Source organism: Mycolicibacterium celeriflavum (assembly GCF_010731795.1).
GTDB lineage: Bacteria > Actinomycetota > Actinomycetes > Mycobacteriales > Mycobacteriaceae > Mycobacterium > Mycobacterium celeriflavum.
In genome coordinates this window covers 1,316,649-1,331,947 of the sequence record NZ_AP022591.1, presented here as the reverse complement: position 1 = coordinate 1,331,947, position 15,299 = coordinate 1,316,649, and the positions used below count along the sequence as shown (strand labels likewise).

Below are 15,299 nucleotides of genomic sequence, written 5' to 3'. Positions count from 1 at the left end.
GACTACACGTTCCATTGGGCGAGGTGCTCGCCGGTGACCCGGTCGAGCAGCACCACGTTGGACACCAGGTCGCGATAGCAGTCCCAGAACACCGCACCGCTGACCGTCGACCCGGCGGGTGCGTTGTTCAGCGCGGGCGCCAAGGCGTCGGGAGCATCGGTGTTGCGCGGTTCGTAGCTGTCGCCCGTCGCCGTGACGCCGCGGAAGCTGTAGGTGATCGACTGGGCGTACGGCGTCGGCACCTGAATGGAATGCACTGTCACCCAGGCGCGCCACACCTGGTGGCGCGGCGGCCGCGGCGGATAGCCGAAGCCGGGCGGGATGGGGGACGGGTCCACGCTGTGCACGGTGATGTCGGCGACCAGGCCCTTGAACTTGACCTGCAACGTGTCACCGAGCCTGCCGATCGGAGCGGTGACCGCCGATGCAGGCGCAGCGACTATCCCGGCGACGGTCGCCATCGCGGCGACGAGGAGCACGAACCAGCGACGCATCCCCGCATGATCGCACACACTGAAACGTGTTACAGCAGCTTCCGCGTCAGGCACGCTCAGGCGGCCTCGAGATCCAGCAGTGCCGACTTGGCCGCCGGACCACCGACGTACTGCCCGGTCGAGCCGTCCGACCGCACCACGCGGTGGCACGGGATCACCACCGGCAGCGGGTTGTGCGCGCATGCGGTCCCGACGGCGCGCACGGCGCGCGGATTCCCGACGGCGGCGGCGACGGTCGCGTAGCTTTCGCGCCGGCCGTAACCGATGTCGCGCAGGTGCTCGATCACACTGCGCCGGAAGCCCGCGGTGAGTCGCATGTCGATCGGCACCTCGAACACCGTGCGACGCTTGGCGAAGTACTCGTCGAGTTGGCGTGCGACGGTGTCCAGCCGGCTCGGGGCGCGCAGGATGCGCGGGCTGACCACCTCCGCCAGTCGGCGCAGCGCGGTGTCGTGGCCCTCGACGTCGAAGGCGACGCGCACCAAGCCGGCGGAGGTGGCGGCCAGTAGCAGCGGACCGACGGGGCTGTCGATCGTGCGGTAGGCGATGTCGAGCACGCCACCGTCGTCGGCGGCGTGTTCCAGACGTCGATGCAGCCGGTCGAGCGTCTCGGGATCGGGGTGCAGAGCGTCAAACAAATTGGCAGTCATGGTGTTCGGTCCTCTCGGTAGATCCTGCGTAGGGTCTTGATGCCGTCGGCGGAAGCGCGGCGCGCGGCATCGGGGGAGTTGCCCAGCAGAGCGGCGATCTCTGCGAACGGCAGGCCTGCGATGTGGTGGTAGGCGACGGCCTGCCGCTGCTTGGCGGGCAAGCGTGCCAGCGCATCCCACAGGTCGGGGTCGCGCGCCGCTGGGTTCGCGCGCGGCGACGCCAGATCCGGCATCGGATCGGTGGGCGTCGGCCGACGTGAGCGGGCGCGGCCGACGTCGAGAGCGCGGCGGTGCGCGATGGTGACCAGCCAAGCCTCGACGTTCGCGTCCGCGGGCAACCGAGGGTAGGCGCGCAGCGCGGACAGGAACGTCTCGGACCAGGCGTCCTCGGCGTCGACGGGGCCGACGACCGCGCGGCACACCCTCAGCACAGTGGGTCCGTGCTGCGCCACCACCTCTTCGAACGGTCGCACTCTCACATCATGAAGACGTCGAGGCGCCGTCGGGTGTGAGATCAGTCCTTCGTGAAGGCTTCCAGGGCGGAGACGAGTTCGTTTTCGAAGCGGTCCTTGTCGACGCCCGCGCGGTGCAGGGGACCGTCGTCGTCCTCGGCTTCCCACAGCGCCAGCAGAATGTGTTCGGTCCCGATGTAGTTGTGCCCCAACCGAAGTGCCTGACGAAATGTCAGCTCCAGCGCCTTCTTCGCGGCGGCGTTGAAGGGGATCAGCGTAGGCAGCTCGTCTACAGTGCGCTCCGGCAGTGATACCACCTTCGTCACCGCATCGAGGTCGACGCCCTGTGCGGCCAGCAACTTGGCGGCCAGACCGTTGGGGTCCTTGAACAAGGCCAACAGCAGGTGATCGGAGCTGATCTCGGGATTGCCGGCGGCATGGGCCAGGTTCTGCGCCTCCACGACGACGTTGCGGGCGCGGGGGGTGAACCGGCTGAACCCGGCGTTCGGGTCGAGCGCGTCGGCATCGGTCGGTGTCTTGGGGACGAAGCGCTTCTGGGCGGCCTGTTTGGTGACGCCCATGCATTTGCCGATGTCGGTCCACGACGCCCCAGACCGGCGGGCCTGGTCGACGAAGTGGCCGATCAGGTGATCGGCGATGTCGCCGAGGGCGTCGGCGGCCAACACTGCGTCGGTGAGCTGGTCGAGGGGCTCGGAGTGGACCTGCTTGATGACGTCGATGAGGTCGTCGAGTCGTACCGGGTTGGTGATCTTGGCGTGCTGCGTCATGCGTCAACCTTAGGTTGACGACAGTGCGTGCGTCAACCGTTGGTTGACGATCGCGGGTATCCGCGCTTGGCCGTGCGATCGAGGATGCCCAGTGTTGCCCGTAGCGCACTTTCGGAGATGACGGGGAAGATGCCGGCGTCACGCCAGTGCTGGTCGATGTCGGACCAGTCGTAGAACGAGGTCACCAACGTGCCGTCGGCGGTGGGTTGCAGGCGATAGCCGTACACATGGCCGATCTGTGGGCGGATCCGGCCGAGGATGGTCCACGAGATCAGGGCGTCCTGCTCGAAGTCGCGGATCGACACGGTGACGTCGTACTTGCCCATCGGAAAGTCGTTGAGCGCTTCGCGGTCCATGTGTACGACGAAGGTGTCGCCGGCCGCGCGGACCCGATCGCCCTCGGCGTCCTGCAGCATTCCGGTCGCGTCGATTGCGACATGTCCTTGAGGGTCGGTCAGCACCGCGAAGATGTCGGACGCAGGTGCGTCGATGGTGCGTTGTACTTCGATGCGGTCGGTCATTGGCAAATCATGTCAAGGTTGCGGAACTTGGGGGGAGTCGTTTTGGCAGATGCGGCCGGGGTATCCGGAAGTTGCTATGCGCAACCAGATCGATCCGGCCCGCGTCCAGTCTGCTGTCTTGCGTCGCGCGATCACATTCATCAACGAGAACGCCCACAGGGAAATAACACTCAGCGATATTGCCGCCGCCGTCAACGTGACACCGCGCTCGGTGCAGTATGCGTTTCGGCGGCACCTCGGCATGACTCCGCTGGAGTATCTCCGTCGGGTGCGCCTCGATCGCGCGCACCGCGAACTGCAAACCGCTGACCCGCGCAGGGACACCGTGATGGCGATCGCTGGCCGATGGGGATTCAGTCACGCCGGGCGATTCAGCAGCGTCTACAAGCGGACGTTCGGGACCGCGCCGAGCGAGACGCTACGCGCCTGACTATCTCGGGAAGAATCCTTCGCGCGTGAAGAAGCCGGGCTGCCAGCCTCGCGCTCCCAGGCACAGCATCGGCCGCCCGTCGGGCGCCTGAGCGGCGGCTTGTGGCTTGGGACAGGGCGAACCGACCTCCTGCACGCCGTACAGTTCGTAGGCCGCGACCCAGAAGCCGGTGTAGACCGGCGGCCACTGGTTCTCGATCCAGCGGCACTGCAAGACTTCGCCACCGGGGCCGCGCCCGAACGTGAAGCGCTCCATGTTGGTGCACGGGCCGGCGAGGTGGGCGTCGTAGTTCATGCCCGGTACATCGGTGGCGTAGCGACCCGGGGTGTCGGGGTAGTCGGTGTCGTCAGCAGAGGCGAACGGGGCCGTGCAGACGGCGGTGCCGGCGATCGCAGCGGCGGCGAGGAGTTGGCGAATCATGTCCCACCCTTTGGGTCGTCATGACCGGTCGGTCTGCAGCAAAGCGTAGTAGGTGGGACGCCACCGCCGAGCGTTTTCTGGTCATGAACGCCGATCGTGGAAGACGCGGACGATGTCGCCGCCGGGGTAGTGCTCACGATGGGTCTGCGCAGCGTCGGCGGAGTTGGCCGCGATGACGACGCGGGAGGTCTGAACTCCGCCAGCGCGGCTGATGACGCTGTAGTGGTCGTGCATCAGGTTCGTGGTGGTCATAGGAGATCCTTTCGGGCGTTTGGCGATGACGGATACGGGCATGAAGGTATTGGCGTTTCGGGCTTGGCGGCGTCGGCTGATCGGCCCGTCCTCGGGAGGGCATCGACTCCACCGATCGGGGGAAACGTCGGTTCGAGTTTTCTTTGCCGGGTCGGGGCGGATGTCATTGCTCTTGCTCGGTGCGAATGAGACGATCAGCGCAGTAACGGCTTTCGATTCGACGACGGATAGAGCGGCAATTGATTGCAATCGCGGTGGTGCTGCTGATCCTGGCGGCCGTCATGACCGTGTTCGGCCTGGTGCTATACGGCAACGGCGTCGGCCAAGTTCCCGATGAACCTGGCCGCGAGCCGGCCGCCACCAGGAAAGGCCTGGCGCGCATCTCGTGGAAAGACCTCTTTGCGCGGATGAAGACGTCGATCAAAGAGATGCTCAACGACGAGGCAAGCCGTGCCCAACAGCTGACGGCGACCGGCGCGTTTTTCGTCATGGTCGGGCTCATCGTCGTCGTGCTAGCCCTGCTGGCCATCATTGCCGCGATGCTCTGACGACACCTGGAACTGGCGGTCAGAGCACACCTCTTGCATTCGGAAAGTTCCGGAGTGAAGTAGGTATTTGGCGCGAGGGTCAAAGCTGTGTGCGCTTCGGCGCAGTCAGGCAGACTGAACACGGGCGAATGACCACAACGTGCGAATACGGGGAATCGTGTCTGCGCAGCGACGGCAAGGAGTTGCGACGCGATGAGTTTGACAACTGTGGTCTCGACGACTTTGGTGCCTTTCGCGTCAGTGGTTTCCACTGCGGCCGTGGCGATTTGGACAAAGCGCATCGACGCGCGAACCAAGCAACAAGAACGAGACCATGCTCTGGTCTTGGACTACGAGAAGCGGGCGGGGGAGGACAAGAAAGCTGCACTGAAGTGCCTCATTTCAGCGACCCTGCACCTCAAGCGCGGCGCAGAACAACTCGCCGGGTCGGAAGCGGGCGAACAGAGCCTCTGCCAGAGGCGGGCTGAGGCCATCAGGCAACTGTACGAATTCCGTATTCGGCTGGGGATGGACGACGGAATAGCTGAGTTGATGATTTACGCCGCAGAACCGGTTCGCGACCTCACCGAAGTGATGCTTGACGAATGGGACCGCCAGTTCCGTGAGCACGGCTATTCGTTGGCGCAATTGGATGCATGCAAGAGGCGCCTGGTCCAAACGGCGGGCGACGTCGCACCAACCGACGAAGAAGCGATCTATGCGGAGCGCAAATGGACTGAGCTGAAAGAAGAAGAAGGATCGTGGCTCAAGCGACTGGGCGATGAGGCCGACTTTGATGTCGAGGAGCTGGTGGCGCTCTGCAAGACCATTCTGAAAGCCGCCCATAAGGATCTCCGCGGTGGCTATGGCGTAGAAGCCTGACGCTCCGTATAGGGGCGTGTCATTCCATCTGTGTAAGTCCGGGGTGGTCCATCATCGGACCGCCGTTTGGGCGGACAGAAGGAGTGTTTTGTGATCAAGACCACGCAGGTGCCGGCTGAGGACAAGTCGGCGGCGCGGCAGCTGGCCGAGACGTTCTCGGCGGAGACGTTGGATTCGTTGATCAAGGATGCGGTGAAGTCGGGTACCCCGATCGATGGCGCGGATGGTTTGCTCAACGAGTTGACCAAGGCGGTGCTGGAGCGGGCGCTGAATTCGGAGTTGACCCATCATCTGGGCTATGAGTCCGGTGATCCGGCTGGGCGCGGCTCGGGCAATTCCCGCAACGGCACCACGTCCAAGACGGTGACCACGGTCAACGGCCCGGTGCAAATCGACGCGCCGCGCGACCGCAACGGCTCCTTTGAGCCGGCGATCGTGCCGAAGAAGGCCCGTCGGCTCAACAACATCAATTCCGTTGTGCTGTCGCTGTATTCGCGCGGTATGACCACCCGCGACATCGAGGCCCACCTGGCGGAGGTGTACGGGGCTGCGGTGTCGCGGGAGTTGATCTCCAATGTCACAGACGTCGTCGTCGATGAGATCAAGGCCTGGCAGTCCCGCCCGCTCGACGAGGTCTATCCGATCCTGTATATCGACGGGCTGCGGCTGCGGATCAAGGACAACGGTGTGGTCACCACCAAGGTGGCCTATCTGGCCATTGGGGTGGATCTGGAGGGCCGCAAACATGCCCTGGGGGTGTGGATCCAAGACTCCGAGGGCGCCAAATTCTGGCAGAAAGTCGTCATCGATCTGCGCAACCGCGGGGTCCGTGACATCCTGATCGCCTGCTGCGACGGGCTGACCGGGCTGCCCGATGCGATCCGCTCGTGCTACCCCGACACCGTGGTGCAGACCTGCGTGGTGCACGTGATCCGCAACGCGATGCGGTTCGTGTCCTACAAGGACCGCAAGAAGGTCGCGACGTCGATGCGGGCGATCTACGGCGCGGCGACCGTGGAGGCCGCCGAACTCGCGCTCAAGGACTTCGACACCGCATTCGGCGCCCAGTATCCCGGCGCGATTGATGTGTGGCGCAACGCCTGGCCTGAGTTCGTGCCGTTCCTGGACTTCCCGGTGGAGCTGCGCAAGATCGTCTACACCACCAACGCGATCGAGTCGATCAACTTCCAGCTGCGCAAGATCACCAAAAATCGCGGTCACTTTCCCGACAAGGACGCCGCGATGAAGTTGCTGTATCTGGGATTGCGCAACATCTCCAGCGAGAGAGGAGGCTTCTCAGGCACCGGCACTTACAACTGGACTGTGGCATTGAACACACTGGCTAGGCTGTTCCCCGGTCGAATCCCGTTGTGCTAGAGTACAACTCGTAGTCAAATCACCTCTGACTTACACAAAATTCGTGACAGGCTCCCGTATAGACGTCAGGGCACGGCCGGATTGGAAACCCGCTTCCCACAGTCCTGGCCATAGGTTGCAGCATCCACCGGGTGTTGCCTTGGCACCGCAACCAGCGCGGTCGATTAGCTTTCACATGCGACGCCATCGTTATCCCGATCGAGCCCTCGGCGGTAACCCGGCTCGCCTCTCCGCAGGGGAGCAGCGCCAGCGTCGCGTGCCGCATCACAATCGCCGTAGTTGACATCCGCTGAGGGCGGTACGTCGAGGGGCGGCGCGGCAAGCAGCGGAGCCGGTGGTGGCGCAGCGTCCGCAACGCTGATGCTCGACGCGGATTCGCCATTGCAGGGCGGCCCCCACAACCCGCGGCCAGCGTCCCTTGCCTCATTTTCGGCAGCTGCGATCGAGCCGAACCGGCTCGCAGGGCGGTTGTTGTACACATATGAACGCCCCGCACCTGCGCGCGCAGCTTCGACCGAATAGTCCCAGCCGTCCGCTCGAACAAGGTAGGCGAGGGTTCGGCCATAGCGGTCGGTGTGTTCTTGCGTCGGGTCGGAAACGACAGCAACTCGCTGCCCGAGCAAGGTCGACCTGGCGAATTCGGTCGCCTCGGGTCCCCAACAGCCGACGGTGTAACCGGGCCTCTTGGTCTCGGGGGTGTCAATACCCAAAATGCGCACGCGGAGCCTGCCCCTGGCGTCGTCGCGAATATCCACGGTGTCGCCGTCGACAACTTGCAGGACAGTTGCCGTCGCTGTGACGGGATCGGCCCGCGCTGTCTGCAGTGACGGGAACAAGATGCTAGACGCTGCCGCTAACGACGTTGCGACAGCGATGCGTAGTCTCACCGAATTACCTTCGCTCGCCGCCAATTCCGTCGTGGTCGCTGTCTAGCTGTACCGGGACAGGACGTTGGTAGCAGGCGTGTCGGCTTGATGTGAGGAGAACCTCCGGATGAGGTGTGGCTTGTCTAGGTCCACCACCGTCCGGAGGTTCTCGTGTCCCACCGTAATGCCCGTACGACGTTTCACGGCCGACTGCTGATAGTGCAGCGGTATCAGGCCGGCTGGGCTAAAGCCCATATCGCCAAGGCGATGGGGGTGTCGCGCAAGTGCGTACACACCTGGATCACTCGCTACGAAACCGACGGCGAGGCGGGCCTGTGCGACCGGCCCTCGCGCCCGCATACCACGCCCACCCGGGTTACCCACGGCCTCGAAAATCAGATCGTGGCTTGGCGGCGTCGGCACCGCTGCGGTCCCGACGAGATCAGCGCGAAGCTGGGTGTGTGCGCCCGCACGGTGTCGCGTGTGCTGCGCCGACGCGACGTGCCCTATTTGCGTGACTGTGACCCGATGACCGGTCACGTTATCCGCGCCTCCAAGGCCACCGCCGTACGTTATGAACGATCCCGGCCCGGTGAACTGGTCCATATGGACGTCAAGAAGCTGGGCCGCATACCCGACGGAGGCGGTTGGCGCGCACACGGGCGCGGTAACACTGGCTTAGATGTCAACCGGCGTAACGGGTTTGACTACATCCACTCACTTGTTGATGACTACAGCCGGCTGGCCTACAGCGAAATCCTTCCCGACGAGAAAGGCTCCAGCTGCGCTGGGTTTCTGCGCCGCGCCGCAGCCTACTTCTGCGCCCACGGCATCCCTGCCATCGAACAGATCATGACCGACAACGCCTGGGCCTACCGATACTCGCTACGCGAAGTCAGCGCTGAGCTGGGCGCTCGCCAGATCTTCATCAAGCCGCATTGCCCCTGGCAGAACGGAAAGGTGGAACGCCTCAACCGCACGCTGCAGACCGAATGGGCCTACAAGCGCGTCTTCACCTCCAACAGCCAACGCGCCGCAGCCCTTGCCCCCTGGCTCAAGTACTACAACACTCAACGGCGTCACAGCGCACTCGGTGGACTGCCGCCCATCAGCCGACTGCAACCAACCTCATGACCGAGTACATCTAGCCGCCGCAAGTTGACTATTCAAGGCGGTGTGCTCATTCCGCCCTCGCCAGAAGGGGGGACGGTGGCGCGACCGGCACCAGGTCCTGTGGATCGTAGTGCCAGGGGCACAGTTCCCAGACGGCGACCATGAGGATCGTCGCAGCCTCAGCCACGGTCATGCTCGCGTACCGGTAATACAGCCGTTCGGCGACCACGTCACCCGTGTTGTAGTTGAGCTCATTGCAAACCCAATAGCCGTTGCGCAGTGCGTCTGAGGTGTCGTACACCGACATGCCGTGGTTATTGAGCGACTGCAAGTAGGACATTGCATCGGCCTTCACGGCCGGGGCGGGGCCGAGGCTGAAAGCCGCCGCCCCTGCCATCACTAGCGCCGAGAGTCGCAGACAGATTCGAAACACCTTGAAATTTCCCGTTTTTGATCTTGAATGGGCGCGCCGCTGACTTCCGAGCGGTTACGCCTACTCGTTAAGTGTGCGCGCGAGGCGGCAAGAAGGAATCAGGCGTTTCCCTACGTTGTGATAGAGCCGACGAGGTACAGCGCAGGCGTCACTGGCGCAGACGAAGGTTCTGCTTCTGGTGCGGCCATCTATGCGTTTGGTGTGTTACCTAACCCAACGACTATTGGGACCCTGTGTTCGCCATCACAGCAGGCTTGGACCAGCCTATATATCGTCAAGTCCTTCGCCTTCACCCGCTCGGGAGTTTAGCTACGGGTAGATGCGTGTATTAGGGCTCTGAGCCGGGACTCTTGAGCGAACAGGTTCCATTCGGTTCGAACTCGAATCTGAAGGAGCAATCATCGTGAAGAAGACTCTCGTTATCGGCGCGACCACCCTGACCCTGTTGTTCGGCGGCGCCGGTGTGGCTCATGCCACCGAACTCGCGGCCCCAGCACCGGCGACTACGACCACCGTTGCGCAGCAAGCCGAGCAAGAAGACGACGGCGGCGACAACGGCCTGTGGGGGCTGGCAGGTCTTCTCGGTCTGCTTGGCCTCGCGGGTCTGAAGCGACGCAAGGATGCCGACTACCCCGCGAATCGCGGCGGCGGCACTGTTACGAACCCGCGCACCTAGGCAACCACCTTTCAGACGACCGAGGCCCCCGTCAGTGTTACTAGTTGGCGGGGGACTCGGTCGCTTCGGACGCTAGGTCAGCTGGAGGAACGTTCTATTGCAGCCGTTCTACCGGCGTGCTGGAACATCTCTTCGCGGCTCATGTGCCGCCCGTCGGGTGCGCCCATCGGCAAACCCCAAGTCCTACGTCGAAGCCAGTTCGGGAATGAAAGGAAGCGAGAACCTGTGGTGCGCGATACTGGGATTGAACCAGTGACCTCTTCCGTGTCAGGGAAGCGCTCTCCCGCTGAGCTAATCGCGCCAGATCATTCGTTGAGGTGGAGACGGGAATCGAACCCGTGTGCACGGCTTTGCAGGCCGTTGCCTCACCACTCGGCCACTCCACCGCTGGGGTTGATGCCACTGCACCTTCGAGCGGATGACGGGATTCGAACCCGCGACCCTCACCTTGGCAAGGTGATGCGCTACCAACTGCGCTACATCCGCGCGCCACGAACGACATCGTCGCCCGTCGCGAAGCACGACGATAGTCCACCAAAGTGTAGCTGCACAAATCTCCGTGTTTGCCGGTGCGTCTCCGCCCGTTTGCAATCCAAAACACCTGGCAGCGCTCCCAAGAGGGGAGGAATCCGCGGACCGAGCCGGCCGCGCGGCGCCCGTCGGAATTCGGGGCTGCGGACGCCGCTGGGGCCTCGGGCGGATTCGGGTCGTGACCCCTCACCGTGCTAGTCTTCGACGTCGTTCGGCCATTCGGCCGACTCTCCGGTCTCGTAGCTCAGTGGGAGAGCGTCCGCCTCACACGCGGAAGGTCGCTGGTTCGAACCCAGCCGGGACCACTTCACCACAGCCTTCGCTACTCACCCTGACGCCCCGCCTCGTCGTTCAACGGCGAACGCTGTTGTTTCGCACTGCCGAGGGCACCAAGTTGGTCAGCACGGCGATCAACCGCGACGTGGTGTTCGAAGCCGACGATCACAACATCGCCGAAGGCTGGAGTGTGGTGGTGCGCGGCCTCGCCCGGCCGGTGCGCGACGGCGACGACCTCGCGGAGGCCGAACGGGCGCAACTGCTGTCATGGACTGCGCCGGTCAAACAGCACTATGTCCGCATACTTCCGACGAGGGTCACCGGCCGCCGCTTCCGGTTCGGACCGTCGGAAGGCTAGCGGCGACGACGCCAGACGACGATCCCGAGCACCGCAAGGATGGCGATGACCGCCGCCACGGGCACCGTCCGCTTCGGATTGTCGGTGGCCGTATGCCGCAAGGTGTCCGCCTTCTCGACGACGCGCTCCTTCGTCTCGGTCGCCTTGTCCTTGGCGCGCTCCTTCACATCCAACTTCGCCTGCAGCGCCTCGACCGTCTCGCCGAGTTCGTTACGGGTCTGCTCGATGTCGGCCTGAATATCGTCGACGCCCGCTTCCGGGCCTGGTTCTGGGCGTGAATCCGGTGCGGTCATGAACGGGCGTCCTTCAGTTCCTGGATGTCGGCTTTCACCGTCTCGACGGTCTTCGGGGCCGCCGGAGTGACCTCCCGCGCCTGCTTGCGTCCGATCAGCGCGGCGATACCCGCGACGACGAACAGTGCTGCGGCGACGATCAGCGCCGCCGCCCATACCTCCAGCACGAGGGACAGCGCCGCCACCGCCGCGGCGATCAACGTCGCCGCCCCGAAGAAGGCCAACAAGCCCGCGACGCTGAACAACCCGGCGCCGATCCCGGCGCGCTTTGCTGATTCCTGAAATTCCTTTTGCGCCAACCGCATCTCGTCACGGATCAGCCGCGACGTCTGCGTCGACAACTGACTCATCAATTCGCCCATCGACGCATCTGCGGTAGGTTTCGATTCCACCGTCATCACATACCAACCTCTGACTTGTCCTGACCTGTCGCGACAGTGATGCCCGTGGTCAACCACCCCGAAACCCCCTCGCGACTTTGAATGCATCGAGACCTGCGACGGCGCGCACAACGACGCGTGCAGGGGTCGCCCCACACAGAACACGCAGGTGAGACCGGTAGGCGGCGCGCCGGCACTGTCGGCGGCGGGGCACACGGTTGTCCAACCATTCCGAACCGGTCACCAATTGGAAACGGTGCGGTGCGGCGTGGTGCGTCGCGGGCTATTCGCTGCTGATATTAACGCGGTCGCAGAGACGCGGCTTCAATACGGCATGCAGGTCTGCTGCCTCAGTTGAACGGGAAGTACGAGCGTGAATGAAGGGATCAGCGTCGATGACGACCTTTGAACGAGTCAACATCGCGGCAGCCATCGGGGCTGGATTGTGTGGGTTGGCGATGGCGTTGAGCCCGGCGGCAGTGGCCGGGGGCTACGAATGTGCCCAGACCTCCTCTGGGGAAGCGCCGGCAGGGGCGGTGTGCGCTCCGCTCACCGACATGGCCGGCGTGCCGATGGCGTTCCCCGGTCCGCCGCCTGTCGCACCGCCGCCGGTAGTGCCGCCGCCGCTCGTACCGCCGATCGTGCCGCCGCCCCTCGTGCCACCGCTCGTGCCGCCTCCTGTGGCGCCTCCGCTGGCGGGCGCTCCGATTGCGGCCGGTGCTCCGGTGGCAGCCGGCGCTCCACTCACCACAATGGGTGGCGCCGCCGGCAAGGGCGACCCGACCGGCTCACCGCAGCCCGGCGCGCCCGCTCCGGGTCAGCCCACACCACCCGGTCCCGCGCGCTGACGGAGCGCTGAGGACAAGTCATCCGGGTTGGGCCCGGCGGCGAGTACGACCAGCCGCCGGGCCAAATCCGTTCTCAGACAAGGGGTTTCAATCGGTCGCGAAAGCCGCTCGTCTGTTGGTCGTGGCCCAACCGTGACGCATACTTAATCGAATTGCCTACGCACTCTTGGACTTAATCCGCCGCGGCTCGCTTAGCATTATTGACATCGTTGTAATTTCAAGGGAGGCACCAAGATTGCGTGCGGTCATCAGGTGTGTTCTTACCGCGGTCATCGTCGCTACCGGTGTGGTGGCCGGGCCCGCCGACGAAGGCGCGGCAGCGGCCAACCAGTCGGTGCGTAGCGCCATCGCCTCCATCCTGCCCGCGGAAGGCCAGATCGTCGGGGTGGCGCATCCCGTCGTGGTGACATTCGAGGCGCCCGTCGTCGACAAGCGTGCGGCCGAGCGGTTCCTCGACATCACATCGGTGCCCCCCATGACCGGCAAGTTCGACTGGCTCGACAACGAGACCGTCCAATGGGTTCCGGATCGATTCTGGCCCGCGCACAGCACCATCGCGCTTTCCGTCGGCAACTTGAAGACGAACGTCGCGACGGGTCCGGCGGTCGTCGGGGTTGCGAATGTCTCCGAGCACACGTTCACCGTGACGATCGACGGCGTCGAGGCGGGACCGCCCGCGATCCTGCCGGCTCCGCATCATCGGCCTCACTTCGGCGAGCCCGGCGTCTTTCCGGCCTCAATGGGCAGGCCCGAATATCCAACGCCCATCGGAACATTCACCGTGTTGTCCAAGGAGCGCGACGTGGTGATGGATTCGAGCAGCGTCGGTATCCCGGTCAACTCGGAGGACGGCTACCTGCTCGACGTGGAATGGGCCGTCCGGATCACCAGACGTGGGATCTTCGTGCATTCCGCCCCTTGGGCGGTCAATTCACTCGGCTTCGAGAACGTCAGCCACGGGTGCATCAGCCTCAGCCCCGAGGACGCCGAGTGGTATTTCAACACGGTGAAGGTCGGGGATCCGGTTATCGTGCAGCAGAACAGCATCGAGGTGCCCCGGCCGAGAGTCGAACCAGAAAACCCGGAGGTTCCTCGAGTAATCTCCCGTTGACAAGGCTTCGCGCCGATACCGCGACCGGAAGGAACCCGCCCGAGTGGACAAGGCCAAGCCTCCCATTCTGTTTCTGCACGGCGTGTTCGGTCGACCGTCACTGCTGCAGCCCTGGACGCGATTCTTCGAAAACGCCGGCTTCGAATGCCACGCACCCGTGTTGCCCGGTCGCGACCCGACCAATGACGAGGTGCTCGCGCGCACCGGCATTCAGGACTGCTTCCGGGTAGCGCTGGCGGCATACGACCAACTGGGCGCCACGCCGATCGTCATCGGCCACAGCATGGGCGGCCTGCTCGCTCAGAAGATCGCCGCAGCACGCGATCCGCGCGCTGCGGTGCTGTTGGCGTCCATCCCGCCCGGCGTGCTCTGGCCGCAACTTCGCGCCCTGCCACACCTGTTCCCCCTGCTGCCGCGCATCCTCGCGGGCAAGCCGTTCTTTCCGTCCGAGCGCACCATGCGGGAGGTCCCGCTCAGCACGCTCGACCGGGCCGAACAGGACGATCTGCTGCCTCGACTGGTTCGTGACTCGGGCCGGGTCTTCCGCGAGATGTCGATGGGATCGTCGTCCACCAAGGTGAATGCCCGTGCCGTCAACTGCCCAGTGCTGTGTGTCAGCGCGGATGCCGATCGAAATGTCGCACAATGGATCTCACGGCGGATCGCCGCACGCTACCACGCCGAGCATCAGGTCCATCCCGGCCTGCCGCACTGGATCATCGCGCAATCCGCGGTCGACGACGTCGCACCGCCCGTGCTGAACTGGTTGACCGACAAGCTCGGCCTGGACGGCTGACCAGGCTCAGGATTGCGCGGTCTCGACGAATTCCGTCGCGATCTTGATCAGCGGCACGTTGGAGTCCTGCGACAGCTTCCGCAGCAGATCGAAGGCCTGTACAGCGTCGACGCCGTAGCGCTCCATGATCATGCCCTTCGCCTGACCGATGATGTCGCGGCTGGCCAATGCTCGTTGGAACTGTTCGTCGCGACGCGCCGCATTCCACGCCACCGACGAATGGGCGGCGAAAACCAACCCGATGCTTCTCGACTGGTCGTCGAACGAGTCCGGTGTCTCGGAATAGACGTTGAGCGCGCCCATCGTCTCGCCCTCGATGAACAACTGGAATGCCATGATCGACCGAATCGGCGTCTCCGCGAGAGCATCTCGGCGATAGCGTGGGAACCGGTCGTCGGTTTCGAGGTCGGCGACGTAGACGATCTTCTCGTCCCACGCCGCGGTCAGGCAGGGGCCCTCCTGGTGCCGTTGCTGGATCTTGTCCAACAGCATCGGGTACAGGTTGGTCGCCGCGGGAGTCTCAACGCTCTTGGACTTGCGCGTGATGGTGATGCCCGCGTACTGGGCGCCGGGAATCTCGACTGCCGCATGTTCGGCCAACTCTGCGATCACCGTGTCCACGTCGGGCCGGTTGTAGAGCCCACGCACAAGTTCCGCGATGCGCAGATGCGTGTCCTCGCGCTCGTCGGGTTCGTTCGCCATCACCATCTGAAGTCCTTCTCCCAGTCGTTCAAGGCTACGCGCACGAGCCCGCGGTTGATCTTGCGTTCGGGTGGGAATTATCGGCGACGCAAGCAACCGTCAGTGCAGATTAAGGCCTACACC

The 15,299-nt window shown here is 64.2% G+C and carries 21 protein-coding genes, 4 tRNA genes and 1 pseudogene; 11 read left to right on the top strand and 15 right to left on the bottom strand.

The features are described 5' to 3' along the window. Positions 1-2: 2 nt before the first annotated feature. From G6N18_RS06420 to G6N18_RS06400, 5 genes are read right to left on the bottom strand one after another with little or no spacing between them, the layout of a single operon-like run. Positions 3-494 carry a hypothetical protein gene (locus G6N18_RS06420; RefSeq protein ID WP_082999984.1) on the bottom strand — a complete coding sequence of 164 codons (492 nt, stop codon included), beginning with the start codon at positions 492-494 and terminating at the stop codon, positions 3-5. A gap of 56 nt (positions 495-550) precedes the next feature. Further along, on the bottom strand, positions 551-1,144 hold the full coding sequence (locus tag G6N18_RS06415; protein ID WP_082999985.1) for a methylated-DNA--[protein]-cysteine S-methyltransferase: 594 nt from the start codon (positions 1,142-1,144) through the stop codon (positions 551-553). Then, positions 1,141-1,623: an RNA polymerase sigma factor gene (locus G6N18_RS06410; protein ID WP_234806079.1), complete on the bottom strand. Its 483-nt coding sequence runs from the start codon at positions 1,621-1,623 to the stop codon at positions 1,141-1,143. The genes G6N18_RS06415 and G6N18_RS06410 overlap by 4 nt, the downstream gene beginning before the upstream one ends. Positions 1,624-1,658: 35 nt before the next feature. Continuing rightward, entirely contained in the window at positions 1,659-2,384 is a 726-nt protein-coding gene (locus G6N18_RS06405; protein ID WP_082999987.1) for a Clp protease N-terminal domain-containing protein, read from the bottom strand. A gap of 32 nt (positions 2,385-2,416) precedes the next feature. After that, positions 2,417-2,905, bottom strand: coding sequence for an SRPBCC family protein (locus G6N18_RS06400; RefSeq protein WP_082999988.1), 489 nt, complete (start codon positions 2,903-2,905; stop codon positions 2,417-2,419). Positions 2,906-2,981: 76 nt separating this feature from the next. On the opposite strand from G6N18_RS06400, the gene G6N18_RS06395 reads away from it, so the two are divergent. After that, positions 2,982-3,335 (top strand): helix-turn-helix transcriptional regulator, encoded by a 354-nt coding sequence (locus G6N18_RS06395; protein ID WP_082999989.1) that lies wholly within the window; start codon positions 2,982-2,984, stop codon positions 3,333-3,335. On the opposite strand, the gene G6N18_RS06390 is transcribed toward G6N18_RS06395, so the two are convergent. Both G6N18_RS06390 and G6N18_RS06385 read right to left on the bottom strand, forming a co-directional pair. Next, on the bottom strand, positions 3,336-3,755 hold the full coding sequence (locus tag G6N18_RS06390; protein ID WP_082999990.1) for a hypothetical protein: 420 nt from the start codon (positions 3,753-3,755) through the stop codon (positions 3,336-3,338). A gap of 81 nt (positions 3,756-3,836) precedes the next feature. Further along, positions 3,837-4,007: a hypothetical protein gene (locus G6N18_RS06385; RefSeq protein WP_163689813.1), complete on the bottom strand. Its 171-nt coding sequence runs from the start codon at positions 4,005-4,007 to the stop codon at positions 3,837-3,839. 257 nt (positions 4,008-4,264) lie between these two features. Between G6N18_RS06385 and G6N18_RS06380 the strand changes: the two genes are divergently transcribed. From G6N18_RS06380 to G6N18_RS06370, 3 genes are all read left to right on the top strand, one after another. Next, a complete protein-coding gene (locus tag G6N18_RS06380; protein ID WP_234806080.1) occupies positions 4,265-4,555 on the top strand; it encodes a hypothetical protein in 291 nt (96 codons plus the stop codon). A 192-nt stretch (positions 4,556-4,747) separates the two neighbouring features. Continuing rightward, positions 4,748-5,416: a hypothetical protein gene (locus G6N18_RS06375; RefSeq protein ID WP_082999992.1), complete on the top strand. Its 669-nt coding sequence runs from the start codon at positions 4,748-4,750 to the stop codon at positions 5,414-5,416. A 141-nt stretch (positions 5,417-5,557) separates the two neighbouring features. Continuing rightward, positions 5,558-6,793 (top strand): IS256 family transposase, encoded by a 1,236-nt coding sequence (locus G6N18_RS06370; RefSeq protein WP_234806289.1) that lies wholly within the window; start codon positions 5,558-5,560, stop codon positions 6,791-6,793. A 164-nt stretch (positions 6,794-6,957) separates the two neighbouring features. Here G6N18_RS06370 and G6N18_RS06365 read toward each other — a convergent pair whose 3' ends face one another. Further along, positions 6,958-7,512, bottom strand: coding sequence for a thermonuclease family protein (locus G6N18_RS06365; RefSeq protein WP_234806291.1), 555 nt, complete (start codon positions 7,510-7,512; stop codon positions 6,958-6,960). Between the two features lie 318 nt (positions 7,513-7,830). Between G6N18_RS06365 and G6N18_RS06360 the strand changes: the two genes are divergently transcribed. Beyond that, positions 7,831-8,793, top strand: a complete 963-nt coding sequence (locus G6N18_RS06360; protein WP_083007457.1) for an IS481 family transposase — start codon at positions 7,831-7,833, stop codon at positions 8,791-8,793. Positions 8,794-8,839: 46 nt separating this feature from the next. Here G6N18_RS06360 and G6N18_RS06355 read toward each other — a convergent pair whose 3' ends face one another. Further along, positions 8,840-9,112, bottom strand: a complete 273-nt coding sequence (locus tag G6N18_RS06355) for a DUF732 domain-containing protein (protein WP_220096947.1) — start codon at positions 9,110-9,112, stop codon at positions 8,840-8,842. A gap of 496 nt (positions 9,113-9,608) precedes the next feature. Here G6N18_RS06355 and G6N18_RS06350 point away from each other — a divergent pair, with 496 nt between their 5' ends. Next, a complete protein-coding gene (locus G6N18_RS06350) occupies positions 9,609-9,881 on the top strand; it encodes a WGxxGxxG family protein (RefSeq protein WP_083001414.1) in 273 nt (90 codons plus the stop codon). A 226-nt stretch (positions 9,882-10,107) separates the two neighbouring features. Here the strand turns inward: G6N18_RS06350 and G6N18_RS06345 are convergent. The 3 genes from G6N18_RS06345 to G6N18_RS06335 all read right to left on the bottom strand — a co-directional run bounded on the left by G6N18_RS06345 (position 10,108) and on the right by G6N18_RS06335 (position 10,367). After that, positions 10,108-10,182 (bottom strand) — tRNA-Val (locus G6N18_RS06345). Between the two features lie 14 nt (positions 10,183-10,196). Continuing rightward, a tRNA-Cys gene (locus tag G6N18_RS06340) sits at positions 10,197-10,267 on the bottom strand. Positions 10,268-10,294: 27 nt separating this feature from the next. Beyond that, positions 10,295-10,367 (bottom strand) — tRNA-Gly (locus G6N18_RS06335). A gap of 278 nt (positions 10,368-10,645) precedes the next feature. On the opposite strand from G6N18_RS06335, the gene G6N18_RS06330 reads away from it, so the two are divergent. Beyond that, positions 10,646-10,717: transfer RNA gene (locus tag G6N18_RS06330), tRNA-Val, on the top strand. Between the two features lie 41 nt (positions 10,718-10,758). Then, positions 10,759-11,046: pseudogene (locus G6N18_RS06325) on the top strand (pyridoxamine 5'-phosphate oxidase family protein); the annotation flags it as partial. Here the strand turns inward: G6N18_RS06325 and G6N18_RS06320 are convergent. Then, positions 11,043-11,339: a DUF3618 domain-containing protein gene (locus G6N18_RS06320; RefSeq protein ID WP_083001418.1), complete on the bottom strand. Its 297-nt coding sequence runs from the start codon at positions 11,337-11,339 to the stop codon at positions 11,043-11,045. The pseudogene G6N18_RS06325 and the gene G6N18_RS06320 overlap by 4 nt on opposite strands. Then, complete coding sequence (locus G6N18_RS06315) at positions 11,336-11,737, bottom strand: phage holin family protein (RefSeq protein WP_179962374.1); 402 nt, start codon at positions 11,735-11,737, stop codon at positions 11,336-11,338. Before G6N18_RS06315 ends, G6N18_RS06320 begins: the two co-directional genes overlap by 4 nt. A 377-nt stretch (positions 11,738-12,114) precedes the next feature. Between G6N18_RS06315 and G6N18_RS06310 the strand changes: the two genes are divergently transcribed. The 3 genes from G6N18_RS06310 (at position 12,115) to G6N18_RS06300 (ending at position 14,474) form a co-directional block, all read left to right on the top strand. Next, entirely contained in the window at positions 12,115-12,567 is a 453-nt protein-coding gene (locus G6N18_RS06310; protein ID WP_083001633.1) for a hypothetical protein, read from the top strand. Positions 12,568-12,802: 235 nt separating this feature from the next. Beyond that, a complete protein-coding gene (locus tag G6N18_RS06305; protein ID WP_083001422.1) occupies positions 12,803-13,678 on the top strand; it encodes a L,D-transpeptidase in 876 nt (291 codons plus the stop codon). 43 nt (positions 13,679-13,721) lie between these two features. Next, positions 13,722-14,474, top strand: coding sequence for an alpha/beta hydrolase (locus G6N18_RS06300; protein WP_083001424.1), 753 nt, complete (start codon positions 13,722-13,724; stop codon positions 14,472-14,474). 6 nt (positions 14,475-14,480) lie between these two features. Here G6N18_RS06300 and G6N18_RS06295 read toward each other — a convergent pair whose 3' ends face one another. Continuing rightward, on the bottom strand, positions 14,481-15,182 hold the full coding sequence (locus tag G6N18_RS06295) for a GAF and ANTAR domain-containing protein (protein WP_109749423.1): 702 nt from the start codon (positions 15,180-15,182) through the stop codon (positions 14,481-14,483). Between the last annotated feature and the right edge of the window lie 117 nt (positions 15,183-15,299).

What these genes read in the sequence shown, in the direction of transcription:
- G6N18_RS06420 (WP_082999984.1), bottom strand. Translation starts at nt 494, where the DNA reads ATGCGTCGCTGGTTCGTGCTCCTCGTCGCCGCGATGGCGACCGTCGCC.
- G6N18_RS06415 (WP_082999985.1), bottom strand. Translation starts at nt 1,144, where the DNA reads ATGACTGCCAATTTGTTTGACGCTCTGCACCCCGATCCCGAGACGCTC.
- G6N18_RS06405 (WP_082999987.1), bottom strand. Translation starts at nt 2,384, where the DNA reads ATGACGCAGCACGCCAAGATCACCAACCCGGTACGACTCGACGACCTC.
- G6N18_RS06400 (WP_082999988.1), bottom strand. Translation starts at nt 2,905, where the DNA reads ATGACCGACCGCATCGAAGTACAACGCACCATCGACGCACCTGCGTCC.
- G6N18_RS06395 (WP_082999989.1), top strand. Translation starts at nt 2,982, where the DNA reads ATGCGCAACCAGATCGATCCGGCCCGCGTCCAGTCTGCTGTCTTGCGT.
- G6N18_RS06390 (WP_082999990.1), bottom strand. Translation starts at nt 3,755, where the DNA reads ATGATTCGCCAACTCCTCGCCGCCGCTGCGATCGCCGGCACCGCCGTC.
- G6N18_RS06385 (WP_163689813.1), bottom strand. Translation starts at nt 4,007, where the DNA reads ATGACCACCACGAACCTGATGCACGACCACTACAGCGTCATCAGCCGC.
- G6N18_RS06375 (WP_082999992.1), top strand. Translation starts at nt 4,748, where the DNA reads ATGAGTTTGACAACTGTGGTCTCGACGACTTTGGTGCCTTTCGCGTCA.
- G6N18_RS06355 (WP_220096947.1), bottom strand. Translation starts at nt 9,112, where the DNA reads ATGTCCTACTTGCAGTCGCTCAATAACCACGGCATGTCGGTGTACGAC.
- G6N18_RS06320 (WP_083001418.1), bottom strand. Translation starts at nt 11,339, where the DNA reads ATGACCGCACCGGATTCACGCCCAGAACCAGGCCCGGAAGCGGGCGTC.
- G6N18_RS06315 (WP_179962374.1), bottom strand. Translation starts at nt 11,737, where the DNA reads ATGACGGTGGAATCGAAACCTACCGCAGATGCGTCGATGGGCGAATTG.
- G6N18_RS06310 (WP_083001633.1), top strand. Translation starts at nt 12,115, where the DNA reads ATGACGACCTTTGAACGAGTCAACATCGCGGCAGCCATCGGGGCTGGA.
- G6N18_RS06295 (WP_109749423.1), bottom strand. Translation starts at nt 15,182, where the DNA reads ATGGTGATGGCGAACGAACCCGACGAGCGCGAGGACACGCATCTGCGC.